25 protein-coding genes, 1 tRNA gene and 1 pseudogene are annotated in these 21,936 nt (G+C 56.7%); 6 read left to right on the top strand and 21 right to left on the bottom strand.

What is annotated here, in order from left to right; genetic code table 11:
• The 5 genes and pseudogenes from H7698_RS19715 to H7698_RS19735 all read left to right on the top strand — a co-directional run.
• Positions 1-289, top strand: a pseudogene (locus H7698_RS19715) (glycine dehydrogenase (aminomethyl-transferring)); the annotation flags it as partial.
• Positions 290-494: 205 nt separating this feature from the next.
• Positions 495-1,871 carry an L-serine ammonia-lyase gene (locus H7698_RS19720; RefSeq protein ID WP_194692564.1) on the top strand — a complete coding sequence of 459 codons (1,377 nt, stop codon included), beginning with the start codon at positions 495-497 and terminating at the stop codon, positions 1,869-1,871.
• A gap of 41 nt (positions 1,872-1,912) precedes the next feature.
• Entirely contained in the window at positions 1,913-3,037 is a 1,125-nt protein-coding gene (gene gcvT, locus H7698_RS19725) for a glycine cleavage system aminomethyltransferase GcvT (protein WP_194692565.1), read from the top strand.
• Between the two features lie 403 nt (positions 3,038-3,440).
• Positions 3,441-3,653 (top strand): cold-shock protein, encoded by a 213-nt coding sequence (locus H7698_RS19730; RefSeq protein ID WP_003175786.1) that lies wholly within the window; start codon positions 3,441-3,443, stop codon positions 3,651-3,653.
• 96 nt (positions 3,654-3,749) lie between these two features.
• Positions 3,750-4,238: an RDD family protein gene (locus tag H7698_RS19735; RefSeq protein ID WP_162439878.1), complete on the top strand. Its 489-nt coding sequence runs from the start codon at positions 3,750-3,752 to the stop codon at positions 4,236-4,238.
• Between the two features lie 71 nt (positions 4,239-4,309).
• Here the strand turns inward: H7698_RS19735 and nadA are convergent, their stop codons facing one another.
• The 19 genes from nadA to H7698_RS19830 form a co-directional block, all read right to left on the bottom strand.
• Positions 4,310-5,368 carry a quinolinate synthase NadA gene (nadA, locus tag H7698_RS19740; protein ID WP_162439877.1) on the bottom strand — a complete coding sequence of 353 codons (1,059 nt, stop codon included), beginning with the start codon at positions 5,366-5,368 and terminating at the stop codon, positions 4,310-4,312.
• A gap of 272 nt (positions 5,369-5,640) precedes the next feature.
• Positions 5,641-5,716: transfer RNA gene (locus tag H7698_RS19745), tRNA-Lys, on the bottom strand.
• A 63-nt stretch (positions 5,717-5,779) separates the two neighbouring features.
• Positions 5,780-6,472 (bottom strand): 7-cyano-7-deazaguanine synthase QueC, encoded by a 693-nt coding sequence (gene queC / locus H7698_RS19750; protein WP_194692566.1) that lies wholly within the window; start codon positions 6,470-6,472, stop codon positions 5,780-5,782.
• 1 nt (position 6,473) lies between these two features.
• Positions 6,474-7,121 carry a 7-carboxy-7-deazaguanine synthase QueE gene (queE, locus tag H7698_RS19755; RefSeq protein ID WP_194692567.1) on the bottom strand — a complete coding sequence of 216 codons (648 nt, stop codon included), beginning with the start codon at positions 7,119-7,121 and terminating at the stop codon, positions 6,474-6,476.
• 167 nt (positions 7,122-7,288) lie between these two features.
• Positions 7,289-8,125 carry a tol-pal system protein YbgF gene (ybgF, locus tag H7698_RS19760; protein WP_194692568.1) on the bottom strand — a complete coding sequence of 279 codons (837 nt, stop codon included), beginning with the start codon at positions 8,123-8,125 and terminating at the stop codon, positions 7,289-7,291.
• Positions 8,126-8,131: 6 nt separating this feature from the next.
• Positions 8,132-8,632 carry a peptidoglycan-associated lipoprotein Pal gene (gene pal, locus H7698_RS19765; protein ID WP_028621922.1) on the bottom strand — a complete coding sequence of 167 codons (501 nt, stop codon included), beginning with the start codon at positions 8,630-8,632 and terminating at the stop codon, positions 8,132-8,134.
• Positions 8,633-8,684: 52 nt separating this feature from the next.
• A complete protein-coding gene (tolB, locus tag H7698_RS19770; protein ID WP_178114329.1) occupies positions 8,685-9,965 on the bottom strand; it encodes a Tol-Pal system beta propeller repeat protein TolB in 1,281 nt (426 codons plus the stop codon).
• Between the two features lie 17 nt (positions 9,966-9,982).
• Positions 9,983-11,062, bottom strand: coding sequence for a cell envelope integrity protein TolA (gene tolA, locus H7698_RS19775; protein WP_162439873.1), 1,080 nt, complete (start codon positions 11,060-11,062; stop codon positions 9,983-9,985).
• Positions 11,062-11,514: a protein TolR gene (tolR, locus tag H7698_RS19780; RefSeq protein ID WP_162439884.1), complete on the bottom strand. Its 453-nt coding sequence runs from the start codon at positions 11,512-11,514 to the stop codon at positions 11,062-11,064. Before tolR ends, tolA begins: the two co-directional genes overlap by 1 nt.
• A gap of 23 nt (positions 11,515-11,537) precedes the next feature.
• Positions 11,538-12,233 carry a protein TolQ gene (gene tolQ / locus H7698_RS19785; RefSeq protein ID WP_017340467.1) on the bottom strand — a complete coding sequence of 232 codons (696 nt, stop codon included), beginning with the start codon at positions 12,231-12,233 and terminating at the stop codon, positions 11,538-11,540.
• The gene (gene ybgC, locus H7698_RS19790) at positions 12,223-12,690 is read right to left on the bottom strand and encodes a tol-pal system-associated acyl-CoA thioesterase (protein WP_162439872.1); all 468 of its coding nucleotides are present in this window, start codon (positions 12,688-12,690) and stop codon (positions 12,223-12,225) included. The genes tolQ and ybgC overlap by 11 nt, the downstream gene beginning before the upstream one ends.
• Positions 12,691-12,817: 127 nt before the next feature.
• Positions 12,818-13,879: a Holliday junction branch migration DNA helicase RuvB gene (ruvB, locus tag H7698_RS19795; protein WP_162439871.1), complete on the bottom strand. Its 1,062-nt coding sequence runs from the start codon at positions 13,877-13,879 to the stop codon at positions 12,818-12,820.
• On the bottom strand, positions 13,880-14,497 hold the full coding sequence (gene ruvA / locus H7698_RS19800; protein WP_090187430.1) for a Holliday junction branch migration protein RuvA: 618 nt from the start codon (positions 14,495-14,497) through the stop codon (positions 13,880-13,882).
• A 115-nt stretch (positions 14,498-14,612) separates the two neighbouring features.
• Positions 14,613-15,137 carry a crossover junction endodeoxyribonuclease RuvC gene (gene ruvC / locus H7698_RS19805; protein ID WP_162439869.1) on the bottom strand — a complete coding sequence of 175 codons (525 nt, stop codon included), beginning with the start codon at positions 15,135-15,137 and terminating at the stop codon, positions 14,613-14,615.
• Between the two features lie 154 nt (positions 15,138-15,291).
• Entirely contained in the window at positions 15,292-16,038 is a 747-nt protein-coding gene (locus H7698_RS19810; RefSeq protein ID WP_194692569.1) for a YebC/PmpR family DNA-binding transcriptional regulator, read from the bottom strand.
• 116 nt (positions 16,039-16,154) lie between these two features.
• Positions 16,155-17,930, bottom strand: a complete 1,776-nt coding sequence (gene aspS / locus H7698_RS19815) for an aspartate--tRNA ligase (RefSeq protein ID WP_162439867.1) — start codon at positions 17,928-17,930, stop codon at positions 16,155-16,157.
• Positions 17,931-18,039: 109 nt separating this feature from the next.
• Positions 18,040-18,261, bottom strand: a complete 222-nt coding sequence (locus H7698_RS19820) for an FmdB family zinc ribbon protein (protein ID WP_010457489.1) — start codon at positions 18,259-18,261, stop codon at positions 18,040-18,042.
• Positions 18,262-18,408: 147 nt separating this feature from the next.
• Positions 18,409-18,735, bottom strand: coding sequence for a ribbon-helix-helix domain-containing protein (locus tag H7698_RS19825; RefSeq protein WP_162439866.1), 327 nt, complete (start codon positions 18,733-18,735; stop codon positions 18,409-18,411).
• 260 nt (positions 18,736-18,995) lie between these two features.
• Positions 18,996-19,466: a Dps family protein gene (locus H7698_RS19830; RefSeq protein ID WP_162439865.1), complete on the bottom strand. Its 471-nt coding sequence runs from the start codon at positions 19,464-19,466 to the stop codon at positions 18,996-18,998.
• Between the two features lie 309 nt (positions 19,467-19,775).
• On the opposite strand from H7698_RS19830, the gene H7698_RS31740 reads away from it, so the two are divergent.
• Positions 19,776-20,378 (top strand): cold-shock protein, encoded by a 603-nt coding sequence (locus H7698_RS31740; protein ID WP_162439864.1) that lies wholly within the window; start codon positions 19,776-19,778, stop codon positions 20,376-20,378.
• A 63-nt stretch (positions 20,379-20,441) separates the two neighbouring features.
• Here H7698_RS31740 and H7698_RS19840 read toward each other — a convergent pair whose 3' ends face one another.
• Both H7698_RS19840 and H7698_RS19845 read right to left on the bottom strand, forming a co-directional pair.
• On the bottom strand, positions 20,442-20,648 hold the full coding sequence (locus H7698_RS19840) for a SlyX family protein (protein ID WP_194692570.1): 207 nt from the start codon (positions 20,646-20,648) through the stop codon (positions 20,442-20,444).
• A gap of 3 nt (positions 20,649-20,651) precedes the next feature.
• The gene (locus tag H7698_RS19845) at positions 20,652-21,077 is read right to left on the bottom strand and encodes an HIT domain-containing protein (protein WP_162439862.1); all 426 of its coding nucleotides are present in this window, start codon (positions 21,075-21,077) and stop codon (positions 20,652-20,654) included.
• Positions 21,078-21,936: the final 859 nt, after the last annotated feature.

Genomic DNA, 21,936 nt, shown 5'->3' on the forward strand with positions numbered 1-21,936 from the left:
CAAAGAAGAACTGGACCGCTTCTGCGACGCCATGATCCGCATCCGCGAAGAGATTCGTGCGGTGGAAAACGGCACGCTGGACAAGGACGACAACCCGCTGAAAAACGCCCCGCACACTGCGGCGGAGCTAGTTGGCGAGTGGTCGCATCCGTATAGCCGTGAACAGGCGGTGTATCCGGTAGCGTCGTTGATCGAAGGCAAGTACTGGCCACCGGTCGGTCGTGTCGACAACGTGTTTGGCGATCGCAACCTGGTTTGCGCCTGCCCGTCGATCGAAAGCTACGCTTAAACAAATAAGGGGGCGGGTTTAATCGCCCCCAAATTCAAGAACACCACAAAACCCTGTAGGAGTGAGCCTGCTCGCGATAGCTATCTGTATGTGGACATTTTTGTTGAATGTCAGAGCGCTATCGCGAGCAGGCTCACTCCTACAAAGGATCTGTGGAAGGTTACAGATTCCGCCAATTCCTATAACAAGAAACCGGAGAACAACCATGGCTTTAAGCGTGTTCGACCTGTTCAAGATTGGCATCGGCCCCTCCAGTTCCCACACCGTTGGCCCGATGCGTGCAGCCGCACGGTTCGTTGAAGGCTTGCGGCGTGATGCGCTTTTGTCTTCAACCACCTGCGTCAAGGTCGAGCTCTACGGCTCGCTCGGCGCCACCGGCAAAGGACATGGCAGCGACAAAGCAGTGCTGCTCGGCCTGGAAGGCGAACACCCGGATACAGTGAACACTGAAACAGTCGCCGCCCGCCTGCTGGAAATTCGCAGCAGCGGTCGCCTGAACCTGCTCGGTGAACACACCATCGAATTCAATGAAAAGCTGCACCTGGCGATGATTCGCAAGCCCCTGCCCTATCATCCCAACGGCATGATCTTTCGCGCTTTCGACACCGCTGGCCTGCAAATACGCAGCCGCGAGTATTACTCGGTCGGTGGCGGGTTCGTGGTCGATGAAGACGCTGCGGGCGCCGACCGAATCGTCGAAGACGCAACAAAACTGACCTTCCCGTTCAAAAGCGCCAAGGACTTGCTCGGTCACTGCACCACCTACGGTCTGTCGATCAGCCAGCTGATGCTGACCAACGAAAGTGCCTGGCGACCGGAAGCGGAGACGCGCGCCGGTCTGCTGAAAATCTGGCAGGTGATGCAGGATTGCGTTGCCGCCGGTTGCCGCAACGAAGGCATCTTGCCCGGCGGTTTAAAGGTCAAGCGTCGTGCCGCCGCACTTCATCGGCAATTGTGCAAAAACCCGGAATCGTCATTGCGCGACCCACTGTCGGTGCTGGACTGGGTCAACCTCTATGCGCTGGCGGTCAACGAAGAAAACGCCAATGGCGGACGGGTAGTGACGGCACCTACCAACGGTGCCGCGGGCATTGTTCCAGCGGTACTGCATTACTACATGCGCTTTATTCCCGGCGCGAATGACGACGGCGTGGTGCGCTTTCTGCTGACCGCCGCCGCTATCGGCATCCTCTATAAAGAAAACGCCTCGATCTCCGGCGCCGAAGTCGGTTGCCAGGGCGAAGTCGGCGTAGCGTGCTCCATGGCCGCCGGCGCACTGTGTGAAGTCCTGGGCGGCAGCGTGCAGCAAGTGGAAAACGCCGCCGAAATCGGCATGGAACACAACCTCGGCCTGACCTGTGACCCGATCGGCGGGCTGGTGCAAGTCCCTTGCATCGAGCGCAATGCCATGGGTTCGGTCAAGGCGATCAATGCGGTACGCATGGCATTGCGCGGGGACGGTCAGCACTTCGTCTCGCTCGACAAGGTCATCCGCACGATGCGCCAGACCGGTGCAGACATGAAAAGCAAATACAAGGAAACCGCCCGTGGCGGTTTGGCGGTCAACATTATCGAGTGCTGATGCGCTTACCTGCATCTGCACACTTTTTTCAGGAGCTGAATATGTCCACCGAACACCTGTTGAAAACCCCGTTGCATGCCCTGCACATCGAACTCGGCGCCCGCATGGTGCCGTTCGCCGGCTATGACATGCCGGTGCAATACCCGCTTGGCGTGATGAAAGAACACCAGCACACCCGTGATCAGGCCGGGTTGTTCGATGTGTCGCACATGGGCCAGATCCGTCTGACCGGCGCCAATGCTGCCAAGGCACTGGAAACACTGGTTCCGGTCGACATCATCGACCTGCCAGTGGGCATGCAGCGCTACGCCATGTTCACCAACGCCACCGGCGGCATTCTGGACGACCTGATGGTTGCCAACCTGGGTGCCGATGAGCTGTTCCTGGTGGTCAACGCGGCCTGCAAGGATCAGGACCTGGCTCACCTGCGCAAGCACATCGGCGACCAGTGCACCATCGAGCCGCTGTTCGAAGAACGCGCCCTGCTGGCGCTGCAAGGCCCGGCGGCTGTGACCGTACTCGCGCGACTGGCACCCGAAGTAGCGAACATGACGTTCATGCAGTTCACTCGGGTAAAACTGCTGGGTGTTGATTGCTTCGTCAGCCGCTCCGGTTACACCGGTGAAGACGGTTTCGAAATTTCCGTACCGGCGGCCAGTGCCGAAGCCTTGGCTCGCGCACTGTTGGCCGAACCGGAAGTCGCCGCCATTGGCCTGGGCGCTCGCGATTCACTGCGCCTGGAAGCCGGCCTGTGCCTTTACGGCCATGACATGAACACCGAGACCACCCCCATCGAAGCGAGCCTGCTGTGGGCCATCTCCAAGCCTCGTCGTGCCGAGGGTGCACGTGCTGGCGGCTTCCCTGGCGCTGAACCGATATTTGCCCAACAGCAATCCGGTGTCAGCCGCAAACGCGTTGGACTATTGCCCCAGGAACGCACTCCCGTACGTGAGGGCGCGGAAATCGTCAACGAAGCAGGCGATATCATCGGCACTGTCTGCAGCGGCGGTTTCGGGCCGACGTTAGGGGCGCCACTGGCGATGGGTTACGTGGACAGTGCATACGTCGCCATCGACACCCCGGTCTGGGCGATCGTTCGTGGGAAAAAGGTGCCTTTGCTTGTAAGCAAAATGCCATTTGTTCCACAACGCTACTATCGCGGTTGATTGACTGTTCCTATAAGTAACGCGATTGCGTTAACAGTGCACTAATGTGTAACGCAATCGCCATAAAAGAGTGCATGGTTTGGCCTCAGGCTTCGATTATGAACTTTGCTTATAACGATCGAAAACAATTGAACAACGCTAACGAATAAGCGAGCACTAGTGCACTGACTATTGCCGCCAACCTGAGCAAAACCGGGCCTTCGCGGGGGCTTGTTTTTTCTCCCTTAGTTGGCGTAGAGTTTGTTCACTGTGTTTGCATGGGTCGCTTGGAATCGTGACCTGGGCAGTAGCCTACAAGTTAGCTACATCCCGTTCGACGTCTTCTTACTCTCCTGCAACCAGCCCCAGTACTCTTTCATTAGAAGGAGGCTGTCATTAATTTTTGCGTGATAGGAAATAAGAAATGTCCCAACGTCAGAGCGGTACCGTCAAGTGGTTTAACGACGAGAAAGGTTTTGGTTTTATCACTCCAGAAAGCGGTCCGGATCTGTTCGTGCATTTCCGCGCTATTCAGGGCAACGGCTTCAAAAGCCTGAAAGAAGGCCAGAAAGTGACTTTCGTTGCTGTGCAGGGCCAGAAAGGCATGCAGGCTGACGAAGTACAAGCAGAAGCCTAATCTTCTGTTACGAAAAAGCCCCTGATGCTGACATCAGGGGCTTTTTTGTGCGCGTAAATCCGTAAAATGGCTTCTTTTTTCCGCCGAGAGCCTGCCATGTCGAAACACCTGCTGAATCCCCAGGGCGATTTTCCCGCCGCTGGTCTGGGTCGTCGTCTGGCAGCGATGTTCTACGACTTCCTGTTGTGCACCGCCCTGCTCATTGTCACCAGCGGTATTTACAAGATGATTCAGATGGCGATCATTGGTGAAGACAGAATGCGCACGCTGACCGAAGCAGGGGCGCTGGATGGCGATCCATTACTGTCTACTGTGTTGGTGTTTGTGCTGTTTGGTTTCTTCGCCAAGTTCTGGACCTGGTCTGGTCAGACACTGGGCATGCAAGTCTGGTGCATCCGCGTGCAGAATGCCGACGGCTCATCTATCAGCTTGTGGCAGGCACTGCTGCGCTTTGTGGTATCGATCGCGTCACTGCTGTGTGTTGGTATGGGATTCGTCTGGTCACTGTTCGATAAACAGAAACGCAGCTGGCATGACATGTATTCAGGAACCCAACTCGTTCGAATTCCAAAGAAAACCAAATAACGGTCCAAAAAAAAGATCGTCCGAAGGCGAGGGCCGCGTTCGGACGATCTTTTGAGCTTTCGATTTCGGTCTTAAGCGTTACCCGCCAGCTTCATCCGGGCAGCCTGGGTGAAATCCAGCATCCGCTTCAAAGGGCGAATCGCCTGCGGTATCAACGCCGGATCAACAAAGATCTCGTTAGTCCCTTCCTGCAAGCTCTTCAGCGTGCGCTCAAGCGTGTTCATGGCCATCCATGGGCAATGTGCGCAACTGCGGCACGCTGCCCCGTTACCGGCTGTTGGCGCTTCGATGAACACCTTGTCCGGACACAGCTGCTGCATCTTGTAGAAGATGCCGCGGTCGGTGGCGACAATAAACGTCTTGTTGGGCAGGCTCTGAGCCGCGGCGATGAGCTGGCTGGTGGAGCCTACGGCATCGGCCAGCTCGATCACCGACGTTGGCGACTCCGGATGCACCAGAATCGCCGCGTCCGGGTACAGCGCCTTCATGTCTTCGAGCTGCTTGGACTTGAACTCTTCGTGAACGATGCAGGCACCGTCCCACAGCAGCATGTCCGCACCGGTCTTGCGCTGGATATAGGTACCCAGATGCTTGTCCGGACCCCAGATAATCGTTTCGCCGTTATCCATCAGGCTTTCGACGATTTCCAGCGCACAGCTTGAAGTCACGACCCAGTCCGCCCGGGCTTTGACGGCGGCCGATGTATTGGCATACACCACCACCGTGCGTTCCGGGTGCTGATCGCAAAACGCTGAAAACTCGTCCACCGGGCAACCCAGGTCCAGCGAGCAGGTCGCTTCCAGGGTTGGCATCAGGACGCGCTTTTCAGGGTTGAGGATTTTCGCCGTCTCCCCCATGAATTTCACACCGGCGACGACCACAGTCTTGGCTGGATGAGCATTGCCGAAGCGGGCCATCTCCAGCGAGTCGGAGACACAGCCCCCAGTCTCTTCGGCAAGGGCCTGAATAACCGGATCACAATAGAAATGGGCGACCAGTACCGCGTCCTGAGCCTTGAGCTCGGCGGCGATAGCGGCGCGGTAATAGGCCTCTTCCTCGGCAGTCAGCGGCTTGGGCTGCTTGGCGTCGAGGTGGGCTTGAACCAGAAGGCGTTCAGAAATCTGCGTCATGTTCGCAAGACCTGCAAGCGCTTACGCGCGAAAGTCGAGTATACACCCGGCTCCAGCCCCCTTGAGGGCACCGCCGGGAGAGTGAGTATCATCAGGCACGGACAACGTTGAAGAGGCGCAAGGCTACAGAATATCCAATGGATGCAAAAGATGATTCTGACCTGTGCCATGCGATACGGCTCGCTCGGCGGCAAACACAAATCGCGGGCAAAAAAAAATCCGGAAATCCTCACTTTCGTGGGCCTTCCAGACTTTTAAAACTGCTATAAAAATGGTGGGTCGTGTGGGATTCGAACCTACGACCAATTGGTTAAAAGCCAACTGCTCTACCAACTGAGCTAACGACCCGCTGTGTGGTGGCGCGTATAATACTGATTTTTAAGGACTATTCAACACCTAATTTGAAATAAATCAAAAATAAGGTGTTGGATCGTCGATTCCGGCCGCTGCAAAGCCTTCAGCACGCAGTCGGCAGCTGTCGCACTTACCGCACGCCCGGCCGTTATCGTCGGCCTGATAGCAGGAAACGGTCAGGCCGTAATTAACCCCAAGCTTCACCCCTGCCTGGACAATCTGTGCCTTGCTCAGGTTTTGCAAAGGCGCCTGGATGCGGAAACCATTCCCCTCGACTCCAGCCTTGGTCGCCAGATTAGCCATACGCTCGAACGCCTCGACGAACTCGGGACGGCAATCCGGGTATCCGGAATAGTCCACCGCGTTCACGCCGATAAAGATGTCACGCGCACCCAGCACTTCGGCCCAGCCCAGCGCCAGGGATAGAAACACCGTGTTGCGCGCAGGGACGTAAGTCACCGGAATGCCTTCACCGGCAACCTCAGGCACATCGATGCTGCTGTCAGTCAACGCTGAACCGCCGATGCCGTTCAGGTTTATACCAATCACTTTATGCTCAACCGCGCCGAGGTCTCGGGAGACGCGTGCAGCAGCGTGCAATTCCGCATGGGAGCGCTGACCGTAATCGAAGCTCATGGTGTAGCAGGTGTAACCATCTGCGCGCGCCATGGCCACGACAGTCGCCGAGTCCAGGCCGCCGGACAGCAGGATAACCGCACGTTTTTCAGCAGTGTTCAGGTGATCAGTCATTTCAGCGCCCCGGCTCGTCATTCCAAAGATATTTATGCAGCTGCAGTTGCAGACGCACTGGGAGATTGTCCGCGACTACCCAATCAGCCAGGTCCCGAGCATTCAGGTCATGGTGACTGGGTGAGAACAGCACCTCGCCGGCCCGTCGATCCAGACCGTACTGGATCAGTTTGGAGACAGCCCAGTCGTAGTCCTCCCGGGAACAGATGACAAACTTCACCTGATCATTGGGTGTGAGCAGCTCGATGTTCTCGTAGCGATTACGGTGCGATTCCTTCGAACCCGGCGTCTTCAGGTCAACAACTCGACTGACCCGCGAATCTACTGCCGAGATGTCGAGAGCACCACTGGTTTCCAGTGACACTTCGTAACCGGCATCACACAACCGCTTGAGCAAAGGAATGGCGTTGGGTTGCGCCAAAGGCTCGCCGCCTGTGACACACACATAGCGCGGACGAAAGCCGGCGACTTGCTCGATGATGTCATCGAGCGGACGGACAGTGCCGCCAGTGAACGCGTAGGCGCTGTCGCAGTATTGGCAACGCAGTGGGCAACCGGTCAGTCGCACAAAAACAGTGGGCAGCCCGGCAGTTCGCGTTTCACCCTGCAACGAGTAAAAAACTTCGGTGATTCTCAATGTGTCTTGCATAGTCGCCACGGGCGTAACAGCTAAACAGGCTGTCCGCCTCCGTCAGGCACTTCAAGGAACCCCGCCATCGCGCGAATCCCAAAAAGCGGTATTACAGAAAAAGGGCGTGAATTCTAACGAAAAAACCCGCAACAAGTGCGGGTTTCTTCAAAACGGGTCCAGCAAGCTTACATGCGCTGCAAATCGCGCTGTGCCAGCTGAGCGGCGGAAGTCCCCGGATACTGGGCAACCACCTGCTGCAGAATGCCTTTGACCTTGTCGGTATGACCCAGGCGGCGCTCTACATCAGCAAGCTTGTACAGCGAGTCAGGCACTTTTGCATGCTTGGGATACAGCTGCGAAACCTTGGCAAACGCCTGACCTGCGCCTTGCAGGTCGCCTTTGGCCAGGTTTACCTCGCCCAACCAGTACTGAGCGTTACCCGCGTACTGGCTGTTCGGGTACTTGCGCAGGAAAGCGGCGAAGGCCTGACTGGCCTTGTCGAAATCCTTGGCCTTGATCAGGTCGAAGGCTGCATCGTAATACAGTTTTTCCTTCGCCGGATCAGCCGGTTCAGTACCGGCAGCCGGTGCTTGAGCGGCAGCTGCTCCGGCACCTGCGCCTGCTGCTGCGGGGGCATTCAAATCGCCACCGCTTGAAGAATTCTCAGGAGTCGCGGCTGGTGCACCGCCGGTTCCTATGCGCCGATCAAGATCCTGATATCGCTCCAGGCTTTCTTGCTTCATGCGCGCTACATCATTTTGCAGAACTTCGATGATGCCTTGTTGGCGCGAGATCTGCTCCTGCATCGATTGCAGTTGGTTGAACAGCTCGCCCTGTGCCGAGACAGGGGCCGAAACCCCTCCCCCGGCATAGGCGCCGTTCGTACCGTAACCCGCAGGCGGATAACTACTCCCGCTATTGTTATAGCCGGAGTTGTCCTCGACCACAGGAACCGCAGCCCACACCGCAAGCGGTGCGAGGCTGAGAGCCAAAACAGTTACAGCACGACGGCACGTTCGCATGACGAATTACTTACGCAGTTCGACGCGACGGTTTTGAGCCCAGGACTGCTCGTCGTTGCCGGTAGCAACTGGACGCTCTTCGCCGTAGGAAACCAGTTCCAGCTGAGCTGGGGAAACGCCTTGCAGTACCAGGTAGCGCTGAACGGCTTTCGCACGACGCTCGCCCAGTGCCATGTTGTACTCACGAGTACCACGTTCGTCGGTGTTGCCTTCCAGAACAACGCGAGCGCCGTTTGCTTTCAGGTCTTTGGCGTGAACGTCCAGAGCGCGCATGGCTTCTGGCTTCAGGTCCGAACTGTCGTATTCGAAGTAGAAAGTGGTGATAGCGCGCAGAGCAGCTTCTTCGCTCAGGGAGCCGTCAACTGCACCAGTGTTTGCGCCATAACCAGCGTTTGGATCAACAGCTGCGCCTTCACCGGCATTGTCGCCGCCTTTAGACGAGCAACCAACGGCTACGGACAAAGCCAGAGCCAGAGCAGCAAACTTACCAAACTTCAGCATTTCCATCGTGAAACTCCTAATGAACCCCAATGTGTTAAGTACAACGTGTAGCGCCGCGTCAGTTCAGGTAAGGGGACCAGGAAGGTTCTCTGACTTCGCCTTGTGCGGTAGGAAGCGGGAGCCTTACGCGTCCATTAATGGACACGAGCATCAAGACTCCCCGGCCCTGCTGGCGGGTGGCGTAGATTACCATGGTGCCGTTGGGCGCAACAGTAGGCGACTCGTCCAGAGTGCTATCAGTGAGGATCTTTACACTACCTCGCTGCAAATCCTGGGCCGCCACCTTGAAATTGGTGAAGCCTTCCTGGCGGTGAATCATCACCAGGGTCTTTTCGTCCGCCGACAGTTTAGGGTTGGCGTTGTAGTTACCAATGAAAGTCACACGCTCTGCACCGCCACCACCGGCGCTGGTTTTGTAGATCTGTGGCTTGCCGCCACGGTCGGAGGTGAAGTAGATGGTTGAACCATCTTTACCCCAGAACGGTTCGGTGTTGATGCCAGGACCGTTGGTGACACGCGTGATCTGACGCGAACCCAGGTTCATCACATAGATGTCCGGGTTACCGTCTTTCGACAGGACGAATGCCAGGCGATTGCCATCCGGCGACCAGGCTGGCGCGCCATTCAGGCCTTCGAAGTTGGTAATTTGCTCGCGGCGACCGGTGTCGATGTTCTGCATGAAGATGCGCGGGCGCTTCTGCTCGAACGAAACATAGGCGATGCGCTTGCCATCCGGTGCGAAACGCGGCGACAGGATTGGCTCGCGCGATTGCAGCAGCGTTACGGCGCGGGCACCGTCGTAGTCCGAACGTTGCAGCGTGTAACGCGTGTTCTTCTCGGAGAAACGCTCAGCCGTCACGTACAGCAGGCGAGTCGAGAATGCACCTTTGATACCGGTGAGTTTTTCGAACGACTGGTCTGAGATGTAGTGAGCCATGTCACGCAGCTGATCAACGCTACCCGACACGCTACCGGTCAGCACTTGCTGCTCGGTGGCGACGTTGAACAGCGCGTACTGAACCTGGAGGCGACCGCCCGCAGGGGTAATGCTGCCGACCATGACGTATTGGGCGCCCAGCGCCTTGAAGTCGCGGTAGATGATTTCGCTGGCCTGACTTGGCTGGCTGATCATGTTCTGCTTTGGAATCGGCGAGTAGTAACCCGAGTTACGCAGGTCGTTACCGATGATTTCGGCCATATCGTCCGGCAGCACGCTGCCGCCCTGGTTGCCAAACGGCACGACGGCAATCGGGGTAGCCCGATCACTGCCGCTGGTAACCAGAATGTTTTTCTCATCTGCTGCCGCCATACCTGCCATGCAGCAGATAAAGACCAGCATTCCTCGAAGAAGGTTTCTCACAAGGCTAGATCCTCAGGTGTGAATGTCATCTTGAATGAACGATACGGAGCAAAATCACTCGGCTTCATTCCCTGCATTTCTGTCAAACGACCAATATTTTTCACTGCCGCCACTGCCGAAGCGTCAAACGGACCATCGCCGCTGGACTTGCCGACACTGACCGAAGTCACCGTACCATCCGGCAACATGCCGATTTGAAGCACGACCGTCATACCTTTGCGTGCCGAAGGTGGACGAGCCCAGCCTTCTGCTGCACGAGCACGAATCAAGTCATCGAAGCTGCCGGCGACTTCATCGCCCTGCTCATCCGCCAAGGCCTGCTGACGCTGAGGCGTGTCGGAAAGCAAATCTGCCAAGGCCTGGGCCTTTTTCTCTTCAGCGGATTTACGTGCTGCTTCCTGCGACTTTTTCTTCGCAGCATCGGCAGCAGCTTTCTTCTTCGCGTCTTCGGCGACTTTCTTCTTCGCGTCTTCAGCTTCAGATTTCTTCTTGGCGTCTTCCGCGGCTTTCTTCTTCGCGTCTTCGACGATCTTTTTCTTCGCTTCTTCAGCGGCCGCTTTCTTGGCCTCTTCTTCAGCAGCCTTCTTGGCTTCTTCTTCAGATTTCTTCTTGGCTATATCAGCCAATTGTTTCTCTTCTGCCTTTTTGGCTTCGGCGGTCTTCTTCGCTTCATCGGCTTTCTTGGCTTCATCAGCCTTTTTAGCCTCTTCCGCTTTCTTGGTCTCGTCGGCCTTCTTGGATTCTTCGGCTTTTTGAGCCGTATCTTCCTTCTTTTGTTCCGCGGCTTTGATCGCTTCCTGTTCGATCTTTTTCTGTTCCATCTGTTCGACTTCGGTCTGGCGCGCAGCGGATTTCTTCGCCTCACCCGCAATCTTCTGATTGGTCTGGGTGGTTGCCTGACTTTTCGATTTCAGCTGGTACAGGGTCGCCTGGACGATCGGCCTGGCCGGCGGCAACTCCGGGGTCATGGCGAAGCTGACAAACAACATGCCGAATACCAGCACGTGCAAGCCAATTGCCCAGACACTAGGCCAGAAGTAGCTTTCCGAGGCTGTCGGCTCTCGCTGTTGCTGCATCAGGGCGCCTCGGTAATCAAGCCAACGTTACCGACCCCGGCTTTCTGGAGACCGCCCATGGCGCCCATGACCGATCCGTAATCGACGGTCTTGTCGCCTCGAATGAAGACCTGGGTGTGCTTGCCACCTTCAGTGCCGGTCCGAATGATCTTGGTCACGGCGTCAGTCATCTGCGGCAAGGTCATGGCCTTGTCCTGCTGCTTCTGGGTATCGACTTCGCTGCCAAGGTTCCAGTAATAGGTCTTGTCAGCCTTGATCGAAATGGTCAGGACCTGGGTGTTGTTGTCCTGCGGCAAGGCTTCGCTGGAAACCTTCGGCAGATCAACTTTCACGCCCTGATTGAGCATCGGCGCGGTCACCATGAAGATGACCAGCAGTACCAGCATCACGTCGATGTAAGGCACTACGTTCATCTCGGCGACCGGCTTGCGCTTTTTGCGAGCTCGAGCGATTAAAGCCATTGGAAATTACCTGCTTATTCTTCGCTGGTGTGCACTTTGCGGTGCAGGATCGCCTGGAATTCATCGGCGAAGGTGTAGTAGCGGCTGATCAGCGTTTCGCTGCGGGCAGCAAAACGGTTGTAGGCGATAACGGCAGGGATCGCGGCGAACAGGCCGATCGCGGTAGCAATCAGTGCCTCGGCAATACCCGGTGCCACAGTGGCCAGGGTTGCCTGCTGCGCGGTGGCCAGGCCACGGAAAGAGTTCATGATGCCCCAAACCGTACCGAACAGACCGATGTACGGGCTGACGGAACCGACGGTCGCCAGGAAAGGCAGGCTTTGTTCAAGCTTTTCTTCTTCGCGGGAAATGGCAACGCGCATGGCACGGGCCACACCTTCCATGACCGCTTCAGGATCAACGCCTGGCTGCTGACGCAGACGGGAGAACTCCTTGAAACCGGCACGGAAGATCTGCTCCACACCCGAATCCGGGTCAGGATTGCTGCCGGCCTGACGGTAGAGTTTGGACAGGTCGATACCCGACCAGAAGCGCTCTTCAAAGCTCTCCAGGGCACGTCGACCCGCGCGCAGCAAGTTGCTGCGCTGAAAGATCATGATCCATGAGGTCACCGATGCGGCTACCAGGATCAGCATTACCAGTTGCACCACGATACTGGCATTGCTGACCAGGCTCCACATGGAGGAATGGTCGACGACGTTAGCTTCCACGCTTTATCTCCTGCTTTGAGTGTGTACCCGCGCCGCTCACGTCGGCAAAGGCCGCACGTAGAGCTTCGGGAATGGCCCGGGGTTTCAAACTGTCAGTGCGCACACAGGCCACCAAAAACTGCCCTTCACAGAGCAGCGCATTATCCGTTGTCCGCCTGACCTGCTGCTTGAAACGCAGGCTGACCCGGTTCAATTCGATTACTTCAGCACTTACCAGAAGCTCGTCGTCCAGTCGCGCCGGCGCGTGGTAGCGCGCTTCGCTGGAATGCACGACGAATAACAGGTCCTCCCCTGCCAGCTGGGATTGGGCAAAGCCCAGCTCCCGGAGCCGCTCGGTTCGAGCCCGTTCCATAAACTTGAGGTAATTAACGTAATACACGATGCCGCCCGCATCGGTGTCCTCGTAATAAACGCGACAACGATGTGCGAAAGGCTCAAGCCCGTTTTGCGCGCGCATACTCTAGTGCTTACTCCTCAGGTTGCCAATCCGGCCAGGCAACTGTTTTTCATTGTTCTGCGGCTTTCTCTCGAAAGCACGGTCCTAGGACAGCGCAAACCTCGAATCGATCAGCCCGCAGAAGTGATTAATCGTCTACGGCATCCAGGGATTCGTCTACTACAGGCATATCGCCCATTCGTGACGGGATGTTTAAACCAAAATGCAGGTACGCATGCCGCGTGACCACCCGCCCCCGGGGTGTCCGCATGATATAGCCTTGCTGAATCAGGTACGGCTCCAGCACATCTTCAATGGTGTGGCGCTCTTCGCTGATCGCGGCCGCCAGACTGTCCACCCCGACCGGGCCACCGTCGAATTTTTCGATCATGGTCAGCAACAGACGCCGATCCTGATGATCGAAACCACGCTCGTCGACATCCAGCAGGTTCAAGGCGAGGTCGGCGATCGGCTTGGTGATATGGCCCTTGGCACGCACTTCAGCGAAGTCCCGCACCCGACGCAACAAGCGGTTGGCGATTCGTGGAGTACCCCGGGCCCGACGGGCAATTTCAAAGGCGCCCTCCGGATCAAGCGGCAAGCCGAGGATGCTCGCTGAACGGCTGACAATCGTCGCCAGGTCCGCGGTGCTGTAGAACTCAAGGCGCTGCACGATCCCGAAACGATCCCGCAACGGGTTGGTCAGCATACCGGCGCGAGTCGTCGCACCCACCAGGGTGAAGGGTGGCAGATCAAGCTTGATCGATCGCGCAGCCGGCCCCTCGCCGATCATGATGTCCAGCTGGAAATCTTCCATGGCCGGGTACAGCACTTCCTCGACGATCGGCGACAGCCGATGGATTTCGTCGATAAACAGTACGTCGTGAGGTTCAAGATTGGTCAATAACGCCGCCAGATCCCCCGGACGTTCAAGCACCGGACCGGAGGTGCTTTTGATCGATACCCCCATTTCCTGGGCGATGATGTTGGCCAAGGTTGTTTTACCCAGCCCCGGCGGACCAAAAATCAATGTGTGGTCCAAGGATTCGTTACGTCCACGAGCAGCCTGGATAAACAACTCCATTTGCTCACGAACCGTCGGTTGACCGATGTACTCGGCCAGGCTGACAGGACGAATTGCCCGGTCCTGGACTTCCTCGCGATCACGAGGGCCCGGCGCGGCGGTAATCAGACGATCAGCTTCAATCACTTAAATCATTCCCTTCAGGGCACGACGAATCATGTCTTCACTGCTCAAGCCTTTCTCCTTGATCGCGGAAATCGCCTTGCTGGCTTCCTGCGGCTTGTAACCCAGGGAGATCAGCGCGCTGACCGCATCATTTTCTGCCGTCGCGACCGGCGCCGGCGCATCCGGACCACCCGGCTGATTGGGTACCAGAGCGAACATCGCCGGCACGGTTTCCCATGCCTTGAAGCGGTCCTTGAGCTCTACCAGCAAACGCTCGGCAGTTTTCTTTCCGACGCCGGGCACCTTGGTCAGGGCGGACGTGTCCTGGGATTGCACGCAACGCACCAGCTCATCGACTTCCAGACTCGACATCAATGCAAGGGCCAGTTTTGGCCCCACACCATTGAGACGAATCAACTCGCGAAAAAAGTCTCGCTCACGCTTGCCATAGAAGCCATAGAGTAACTGCGCGTCTTCGCGCACGACCAAATGGGTGTGCAAGGTCAGCGGTTCACCGACCGACGGCAGGCGATAAAGCGTGGTCATAGGCACTTCCAGCTCATATCCCAGACCATTTACATCCAGAATCAGGTGCGGCGGCTGTTTCTCAGCCAGTGTGCCGCGCAAGCGTCCAATCACGTTTCAGATCCTTGAGCGTTGGCCAGAGCATTGCTGGCGACTGACAGAACAAGGGTTTCGTACCGGCAACACAGGCACAGAAACCCTCATTCCCTAAAAATGATTGCTGATGCTATCAGAGACGCAGGCGACCGCCACGACTGCGTGCGGCACCCAGGCCATGCGGCAGCAGACTGGACCGGGTATGAGCGTGACAAATCGCAATGGCCAAGGCATCAGAGGCGTCAATTTGCGGCTTGCTGGTCAATTTCAGCATATGCATGACCATCATCTGCACCTGCTCTTTATTCGCCGAGCCCGTCCCTGTTACCGCCTGCTTGACCTGAGTCGCCGTGTATTCGGCGATTTCCAGGCTTTCCTCAGCGCCGGCCACAATGGCGGCGCCGCGCGCCTGGCCAAGTTTCAGCGCGGAATCGGCGTTGCGGGCCATAAAGACTTTTTCAATTCCCATTGTTACAGGGCCATAGGTCTGAATGACTTCACGAACGCCGCGATAAACGATTTGCAGACGCTCATGCAATTCCCCCGAACCGGTACGAATGCAGCCCGACGCTACGTACACACAGCCACGCCCGGTATCGCGCACCACGCCATAACCGGTGATGCGCGAACCGGGGTCGATACCAAGTATTAAAGTCATAACGCCTGCAGAAAGAGATCGCTGTAGCTTGAGAATAACCGTGTAGGACCTGCCGAAGGCTGCGATCCTTTAATAAAAAGCCAAAATCAAAAGATCGCAGGCTTCGCCAGCTCCTACAGGGGCCAAGTGAAGGCTGCGATCTTTAATAAATGCATCAACCGAGTTGAGCGGCAACCGACTCCGGGATATCCGCATTGGAGTAGACATTCTGCACGTCATCCAGGTCTTCAAGCATGTCAATCAGCTTGAGGACCTTCTCGGCGCCCTCCAGGTCCAGCTCGGCACTGGTGGTCGGCAGCATGACGATTTCCGCATCATCACCTTTGAAACCGGCCGCCTCCAACGCGTTACGCACGGAATAGAAACCGGCGAACGAGGTGAACACGTCGATGGAACCGTCTTCGTGGGTGACCACGTCATCGGCATCCGCTTCCATGGCGGCTTCGATCAGCGCGTCTTCGTCGACACCCGGCGCGAAGGAGATCTGTCCTTTGCGCTCGAACAGATAAGCGACCGAACCGTCAGTTCCCAGATTGCCGCCGCACTTGCTGAAGGCATGTCGAACGGCTGCAGCAGTGCGATTACGGTTATCGGTCATGCACTCGACCATTACCGCCACGCCGCCAGGGCCGTAGCCTTCGTAGGTCAACTCGACCATGTCGTCAGTGTCGGCAGCGCCCGCACCGCGAGCGACTGCACGGTCAATGATGTCGCGGCTCATGTTCGCACCAAGCGCCTTGTCCAACGCCAGACGCAGACGCGGATTGGAACCCGGATCACCGCCACCCTGACGGGCTGCGACGGTCAGCTCACGAATCCACTTGGTGAAAATCTTGCCCTTTTTGGCATCCTGACGTTCTTTGCGGTGCTTGATGTTCGCCCACTTGGAATGACCCGCCATAACTCGCTCCGAATTCTCTTTGAAACATTGCCCGCCACGCGAATCGTCGGCCAGCAAAAAAAAATCTCGACCTAAAGAAAAGGCGCACCCCGAAGGATGCGCCTTTACGGTCAGCGTTACTCTGCTTTAGGCGTTTCGCGCAGACGAATGTGCAGTTCGCGCAATGCCTTGGCATCTACCACACCCGGAGCCTGAGTCATGACGCAAGCCGCGCTCTGGGTTTTCGGGAAGGCAATGACTTCACGGATCGACTGGGCGCCGGTCATCAGCATGACCAGACGGTCCAGACCGAAAGCCAGACCACCGTGGGGTGGCGCGCCGTATTTCAAAGCATCGAGGAGGAAGCCGAACTTCTCTTCCTGCTCCGCTTCGCTGATACCCAGCAGACGGAATACCGACTGTTGCATTTCCTTGCGATGGATACGGATCGAACCGCCACCCAGCTCGGTACCGTTCAATACCATGTCGTAGGCACGGGACAGAGCGGTCGCCGGGTTGGCTTCCAGTTCTTCCGGCGTGCACTTCGGCGCGGTGAACGGGTGGTGCAAGGCGGTGAAGCTGCCGTCGTCGTTCTCTTCGAACATCGGGAAGTCGACAACCCACATCGGCGCCCACTCGCAGGTCAGCAGGTTCAGATCGTTACCGACCTTGATCCGCAGCGCGCCCAGGGCCTCGCTGACAATCTTGGCCTTGTCGGCACCGAAGAACACGATGTCGCCATCTACCGCGCCAACGCGATCAAGGATCACATTGAGGTTAGCTTCAGGGATGTTCTTGACGATCGGCGATTGCAGACCCTCGACACCCTTCGCGCGCTCGTTGACCTTGATGTAGGCCAAGCCTTTGGCACCGTAGATGCCAACGAACTTGGTGTAGTCGTCGATCTTGCTGCGCGGCATGCTTGCGCCGCCTGGAACGCGAAGAGCGGCGATACGGCTTTTCGGATCGTTGGCCGGTCCGCTGAAGACCTTGAAGTCGACTTCTTTAAGCTGGTCGGCAACGTCAACCAGTTCCAGCGGGTTACGCAGGTCTGGCTTGTCGGAACCGTAACGGCGCATGGCCTCGTCCCAGGTCATGTGCGGGAAGTCGCCGAAGTCCAGATCCAGCACTTCCTTGAACAGGTTGCGGATCATGCCTTCGGTAAGGCCCATGATGTCTTTTTCATCGAGGAAGCTGGTTTCGATGTCGATCTGAGTGAACTCAGGCTGACGGTCGGCACGCAGGTCTTCGTCGCGGAAGCACTTGGCGATCTGGTAGTAACGGTCGAAGCCGGCCACCATCAACAGTTGCTTGAACAATTGCGGCGACTGCGGCAATGCGAAGAACGAACCCGCGTGGGTACGGCTCGGCACCAGGTAGTCACGAGCGCCTTCTGGTGTGGCACGGGTCAGGATTGGCGTTTCGACGTCGAGGAAGCCGTTCTCGTCGAGGTAGCGACGGATGCTGGTGGTCATGCGCGAACGCAGACGCAGCTTCTCGAGCATTTCCGGACGACGCAGGTCGATGAAGCGATAGCGCAGACGAGTCTCTTCGCCGACATCCGAGAACTCGTTGAGCGGGAACGGCGGGGTTTCCGCTTCGTTCAGGACTTCGAGTTCGTAGCCCAGCACTTCGATCATGCCCGAAGCCATGTTGGCGTTACCGGCACCGGCCGGACGCAGACGCACCTTACCAGTGACCTTGACCACGTACTCGCTGCGCACGCGATCGGCGGCGGCGAAGGTTTCTGCGCGATCCGGGTCGAAAACCACCTGGGCCAGACCGTCACGATCACGGATATCGAGGAAAATCACCCCACCGTGGTCACGGCGACGGTGAACCCATCCGCAAAGGGTAATTTCCTGGCCTTCCAGGCTTTCGTTCAGTTGGCCGCAATAATGGCTGCGCATCATGGTAGTGGTTTCACTTCTCGTAATTCGAAATTCGGTTGGAGGCCCCGCGCGCATCAGTCTGCTGATGGTGCAAGAACTCGCTCGTGTCGTTCAACTCAGGTTCCAGACCTTAGTCAGCTTTGTCGCCGCCAGCCAGATTCTTCTTGGAACCGGTCTTGAAATCGGTTTCGTACCAGCCGGTACCGCTAAGACGGAAGCCTGGCATGGACAGCATCTTTTTAAGCTCTGGCGCCTGGCAGGCAGGGCAGTCGACCAGCGGTGCTGCGCTGATCTTTTGAATGGCTTCCAACTGATGACCACAGGAAGCACATTGATAGTCGTACATCGGCATGGGGGTTGTCTCGGCGATCAGGTTGCTACCGCATACGCAGGGCTTTGCGGAAAAGTGCGGGATTATATCCATTAAATGCAGCCAGTGCAGCCGTAAGACTGCACAGACCGACACTCTGCCACTTTTAGCGCGCCTGCCCAGTCAGGGTCACGCGCGCCCTTCCTTCAAGCTATGTACAACGCAGACAACCCTGACCAGTCCGCTGAAATTCTTCACCCCTCCGTGGCGCAAATGCACCTCGCGATCGACGTGAGACAACAACGCACTGACCGAACATCGATTGGCCCTGGCCATTTCTCCCAGAATATCCCAGTAAACCTGCTCCAGCCGCAAACAGGTCGCAAAGCCGTTTAAACGAACAGACCGTGATAACGGCTGGGCAAGCCCCATATCGAATTCACTGACAAACGGATCGATTCCGATACCTTTGAGTGGATCGAACCGTCCCTCTTTGCCTCTGACAACACTATCCATACTGTTGACACTCCTTTGTCATCCCGCCACTTGCAAGAGCAATGCTGGCTCTTATCAAAGCGCAGGCGCAAAGGTATATCCAGATGACTTTATGACCGTCGACGTAGGATAAGCCTACAACTGAGAGGCGATCTCGGAGCGGGTCTTGCTGAAGCCGTTTTCCTACATGCGCGGGTAAAAGCTCATTCAGCAAGAAGGGAAAAGGATGGCATTGCGCGGACGACATCGACCAGACGTCATCCGCGCTCGCCTGTTCTTTATTACTGATCCAGCAATGAGCGCAGCATCCACGCGGTTTTCTCGTGGACCTGCATGCGCTGGGTCAACAAATCTGCCGTTGGCTCGTCGCTGACCTTGTCGAGCAATGGGAAAATACCGCGAGCCGTGCGGGTGACAGCTTCCTGACCCTCGACCAGCTGCCGGATCATGTCCTCGGCCTTGGGAACGCCCTCTTCTTCCTTAATGGAAGACAGACGCGCATAAATGGAATAGGCGCCCGGCGCCGGAAACCCCAGTGCGCGAATGCGCTCGGCAATCGAATCGACGGCCAGCGCCAACTCGTTGTATTGCTCTTCGAACATCAGGTGCAGGGTCCGAAACATGGGCCCGGTGACATTCCAATGGAAGTTATGGGTCTTCAAATAAAGCACATAAGTGTCCGACAACAGACGCGAAAGTCCGTCGACGATCGACTTGCGATCTTCTTCGCTGATACCAATATCGATTGCCATGCGTTTCCCCTAAAGGTGATGAAAATTCATCCAACAGGTGCAGGACCACTCTAGCAAGCCTGTCGCCACACCGCAGCAATGGATGCCCTTGGGGCGTGCGACAAATCGACCGCCCAGTGCCGCTGGACTCCCTGATTTGAGTAGCCACGGGCTTTGCTGTTAAATAGGCAGTGTGTCGCTAGCACCTATTTTTCCGGGCGCTGCGCATAGGCTGATATCGGGAACGTGCCCAACGCCTCTTATTGTTCTGAAGCGAACCGTGCTCCATCAGCTCTTCCTTGTGATCCGTCTTAACGTGAGTTAATCAAAATGTTGAAAATCGTCCACCTGCTAATGGGCGCAGCAGCCCTGCTGCTGTCCTTCATCCCTAGCCTGCAAGCCGAAGCTGTTCCTTACCTGCAACACCAAGATGCGCTGTACCTGGCCTTTTTCGGCCTGCTTAATCTGACCCTCGCTCCAGTCATTCCTTACTGGAACAAAGGCACGCGTCATCAATTGCAAAACCTCGTCAGCGCCTTGCTGGTTCTGGCTGTTGTCTTGCAAACCCTGACGTTGTTCGCGCCAATGCCTGTCATTGCCGGCCAGCCTGCCGTTCTGTTCAGCCTGATCGCTGCCGTCATCGCCGTTCTGCTGCATCTGGCGATCAGCTTCTACAAATCTTCACCGGCTGCCGCCTCGCCAAGCTATGACATGACCAACCGCGATACCGGCACCGTCAAGTGGTTCAACACGTCCAAAGGCTTCGGCTTTATTTCCCGTGATTCCGGCGATGACATCTTTGTGCATTTCCGGGCTATTCGTGGCGAAGGCCACCGCGTACTGGTTGAAGGCCAGCGCGTGGAGTTCTCCGTCATGAATCGTGACAAGGGCCTGCAAGCCGAAGACGTGATCGCTGCTCTGCCGCGACGCTGATCCAAGGCTAAAAAAAACCGCGAGCAGCCAGGCTGATCGCGGTTTTTTATTGCTTGCTGTTTATCAGTAGTGCGGAGGTGGCGCCTCCTCCTCGGACGAATCGAAGTGACCCGCCATTTCCTCCTGGCGCCTGAGCAAGGCGGCCATCTGCAACTGCAAGCGCTCAACCACGCGCTGTTGCGCTACCAGCACATCATTCAACGCCTGAATGGTGTCATCCTGAAACGCCAGTCGGCTTTCGAGATCGTTGACGCGTTCTTCCAGGCTCATGATTCAACCCTCCAGAAACGTGAAGTCATCGGATAACACCAGCCGCAGTCGCTCGCGAATGGTCGCAACCTGCTCCTGGCTATAAGGAATGGCAGGGTGTTTGCCCCACACCGGAGCCGGCCACGCAGCATCCTCGCGCTTGCGCACGATCACATGCATGTGCAACTGACTGACTACGTTACCCAACGCCGCGACATTCAATTTATCGGCGTCGAACGAATCCTTGAGCAACTCCGAAAGCGCAGTCGTTTCCTGCCAAAGCTGCTGTTGATCGGCGACATCCAATTGAAACATCTCGCTGATATCGTTGCGGCGCGGTACCAGAATGAACCATGGGTAGTTGGAATCGTTGGACAGCAGCAGCCGGCAAAGCGGGAAATCCCCGATCGGTAACGTGTCTTGTTGAAGTCGTGGATCTAAAGCGAACACTGCGCGCACTCCCGGCTGGTCATCAGTTTTCAGCTTAGCGTCCGCCTCCAGAGACGACGCGCCAAGCGACAGGACGGCAGCATACCCGCGAACGCCGCCCGCTTCACGAGGATCGACAATTCACCTGACGCATGCTCCGACATAGAACATTTTTGACCAGGGCGCACCACTACAGAACCAACGACTTTAAAAAAACCTCGGAAATGACTGAAAAACAACGATGTGTTCGCGACAGCTTGGCGGGCTTGCTGTATGAATTCAGCACAGCGATTGAAATTTATTGCACCAAAATCGCACAGTGCGTCTACGCTGATGCGTCGGACATCCGCCGTTTACTCACTGACGGGGTGAACCGGTAACGTTTTTGGTTGTCACGCTGCCGCCCATCAGGCTAGAACACGATGCCAATGATGGCGTCAAGCCCTGAAAAAAGGTGCTGAACCCCCCGGCTTTATGAGGATTTTACAGCTGAAGAAGGTGTTTCTGAAAAAAACAGCGGCGTAACCCTGATTTGTGCACGCTTGTTGCATTCACACCCACATAGCCTTTAGCGCCTCCACTGGATGTGGCAGCCTGAAGGCAAATAAAAACAGTGGCAGGGTTGCCCAATGGAGATTCACACGTTTTACCAGGGACTCTTTTTACCGATGCTCAGGCCCTGGAAAACAACGAAAAAGTTGTCAGTCCGCTTGCGTCGGGGCTGTCAATTTGCGACATCGACCACGCTATTTGCGACACGCTCGTAAAGATGCTGAAAGGTTAGATGGGCAAGTATCGCCAACATGGTCGGCGTGATATAAGTTTGCGCCGACACAAAAAGAAAGAGCCGCCCAGATAATAAAACAGGTGGGACGGCAGT

The sequence above is a fragment of the Pseudomonas sp. p50(2008) genome (assembly GCF_015351605.1).
GTDB lineage: Bacteria > Pseudomonadota > Gammaproteobacteria > Pseudomonadales > Pseudomonadaceae > Aquipseudomonas.

Bases quoted from the DNA above. Each gene is read 5' to 3' on its own strand.
- H7698_RS19720 (WP_194692564.1), top strand. From the start codon at position 495: ATGGCTTTAAGCGTGTTCGACCTGTTCAAGATTGGCATCGGCCCCTCC.
- gcvT (WP_194692565.1), top strand. From the start codon at position 1,913: ATGTCCACCGAACACCTGTTGAAAACCCCGTTGCATGCCCTGCACATC.
- H7698_RS19730 (WP_003175786.1), top strand. From the start codon at position 3,441: ATGTCCCAACGTCAGAGCGGTACCGTCAAGTGGTTTAACGACGAGAAA.
- H7698_RS19735 (WP_162439878.1), top strand. From the start codon at position 3,750: ATGTCGAAACACCTGCTGAATCCCCAGGGCGATTTTCCCGCCGCTGGT.
- nadA (WP_162439877.1), bottom strand. From the start codon at position 5,368: ATGACGCAGATTTCTGAACGCCTTCTGGTTCAAGCCCACCTCGACGCC.
- queC (WP_194692566.1), bottom strand. From the start codon at position 6,472: ATGACTGATCACCTGAACACTGCTGAAAAACGTGCGGTTATCCTGCTG.
- queE (WP_194692567.1), bottom strand. From the start codon at position 7,121: ATGCAAGACACATTGAGAATCACCGAAGTTTTTTACTCGTTGCAGGGT.
- ybgF (WP_194692568.1), bottom strand. From the start codon at position 8,125: ATGCGAACGTGCCGTCGTGCTGTAACTGTTTTGGCTCTCAGCCTCGCA.
- pal (WP_028621922.1), bottom strand. From the start codon at position 8,632: ATGGAAATGCTGAAGTTTGGTAAGTTTGCTGCTCTGGCTCTGGCTTTG.
- tolB (WP_178114329.1), bottom strand. From the start codon at position 9,965: ATGCTGGTCTTTATCTGCTGCATGGCAGGTATGGCGGCAGCAGATGAG.
- tolA (WP_162439873.1), bottom strand. From the start codon at position 11,062: ATGCAGCAACAGCGAGAGCCGACAGCCTCGGAAAGCTACTTCTGGCCT.
- ybgC (WP_162439872.1), bottom strand. From the start codon at position 12,690: ATGCGCGCGCAAAACGGGCTTGAGCCTTTCGCACATCGTTGTCGCGTT.
- ruvC (WP_162439869.1), bottom strand. From the start codon at position 15,137: ATGACTTTAATACTTGGTATCGACCCCGGTTCGCGCATCACCGGTTAT.
- H7698_RS19810 (WP_194692569.1), bottom strand. From the start codon at position 16,038: ATGGCGGGTCATTCCAAGTGGGCGAACATCAAGCACCGCAAAGAACGT.
- aspS (WP_162439867.1), bottom strand. From the start codon at position 17,930: ATGATGCGCAGCCATTATTGCGGCCAACTGAACGAAAGCCTGGAAGGC.
- H7698_RS19820 (WP_010457489.1), bottom strand. From the start codon at position 18,261: ATGCCGATGTACGACTATCAATGTGCTTCCTGTGGTCATCAGTTGGAA.
- H7698_RS19825 (WP_162439866.1), bottom strand. From the start codon at position 18,735: ATGGATAGTGTTGTCAGAGGCAAAGAGGGACGGTTCGATCCACTCAAA.
- H7698_RS19830 (WP_162439865.1), bottom strand. From the start codon at position 19,466: ATGGCAATCGATATTGGTATCAGCGAAGAAGATCGCAAGTCGATCGTC.
- H7698_RS31740 (WP_162439864.1), top strand. From the start codon at position 19,776: ATGTTGAAAATCGTCCACCTGCTAATGGGCGCAGCAGCCCTGCTGCTG.
- H7698_RS19840 (WP_194692570.1), bottom strand. From the start codon at position 20,648: ATGAGCCTGGAAGAACGCGTCAACGATCTCGAAAGCCGACTGGCGTTT.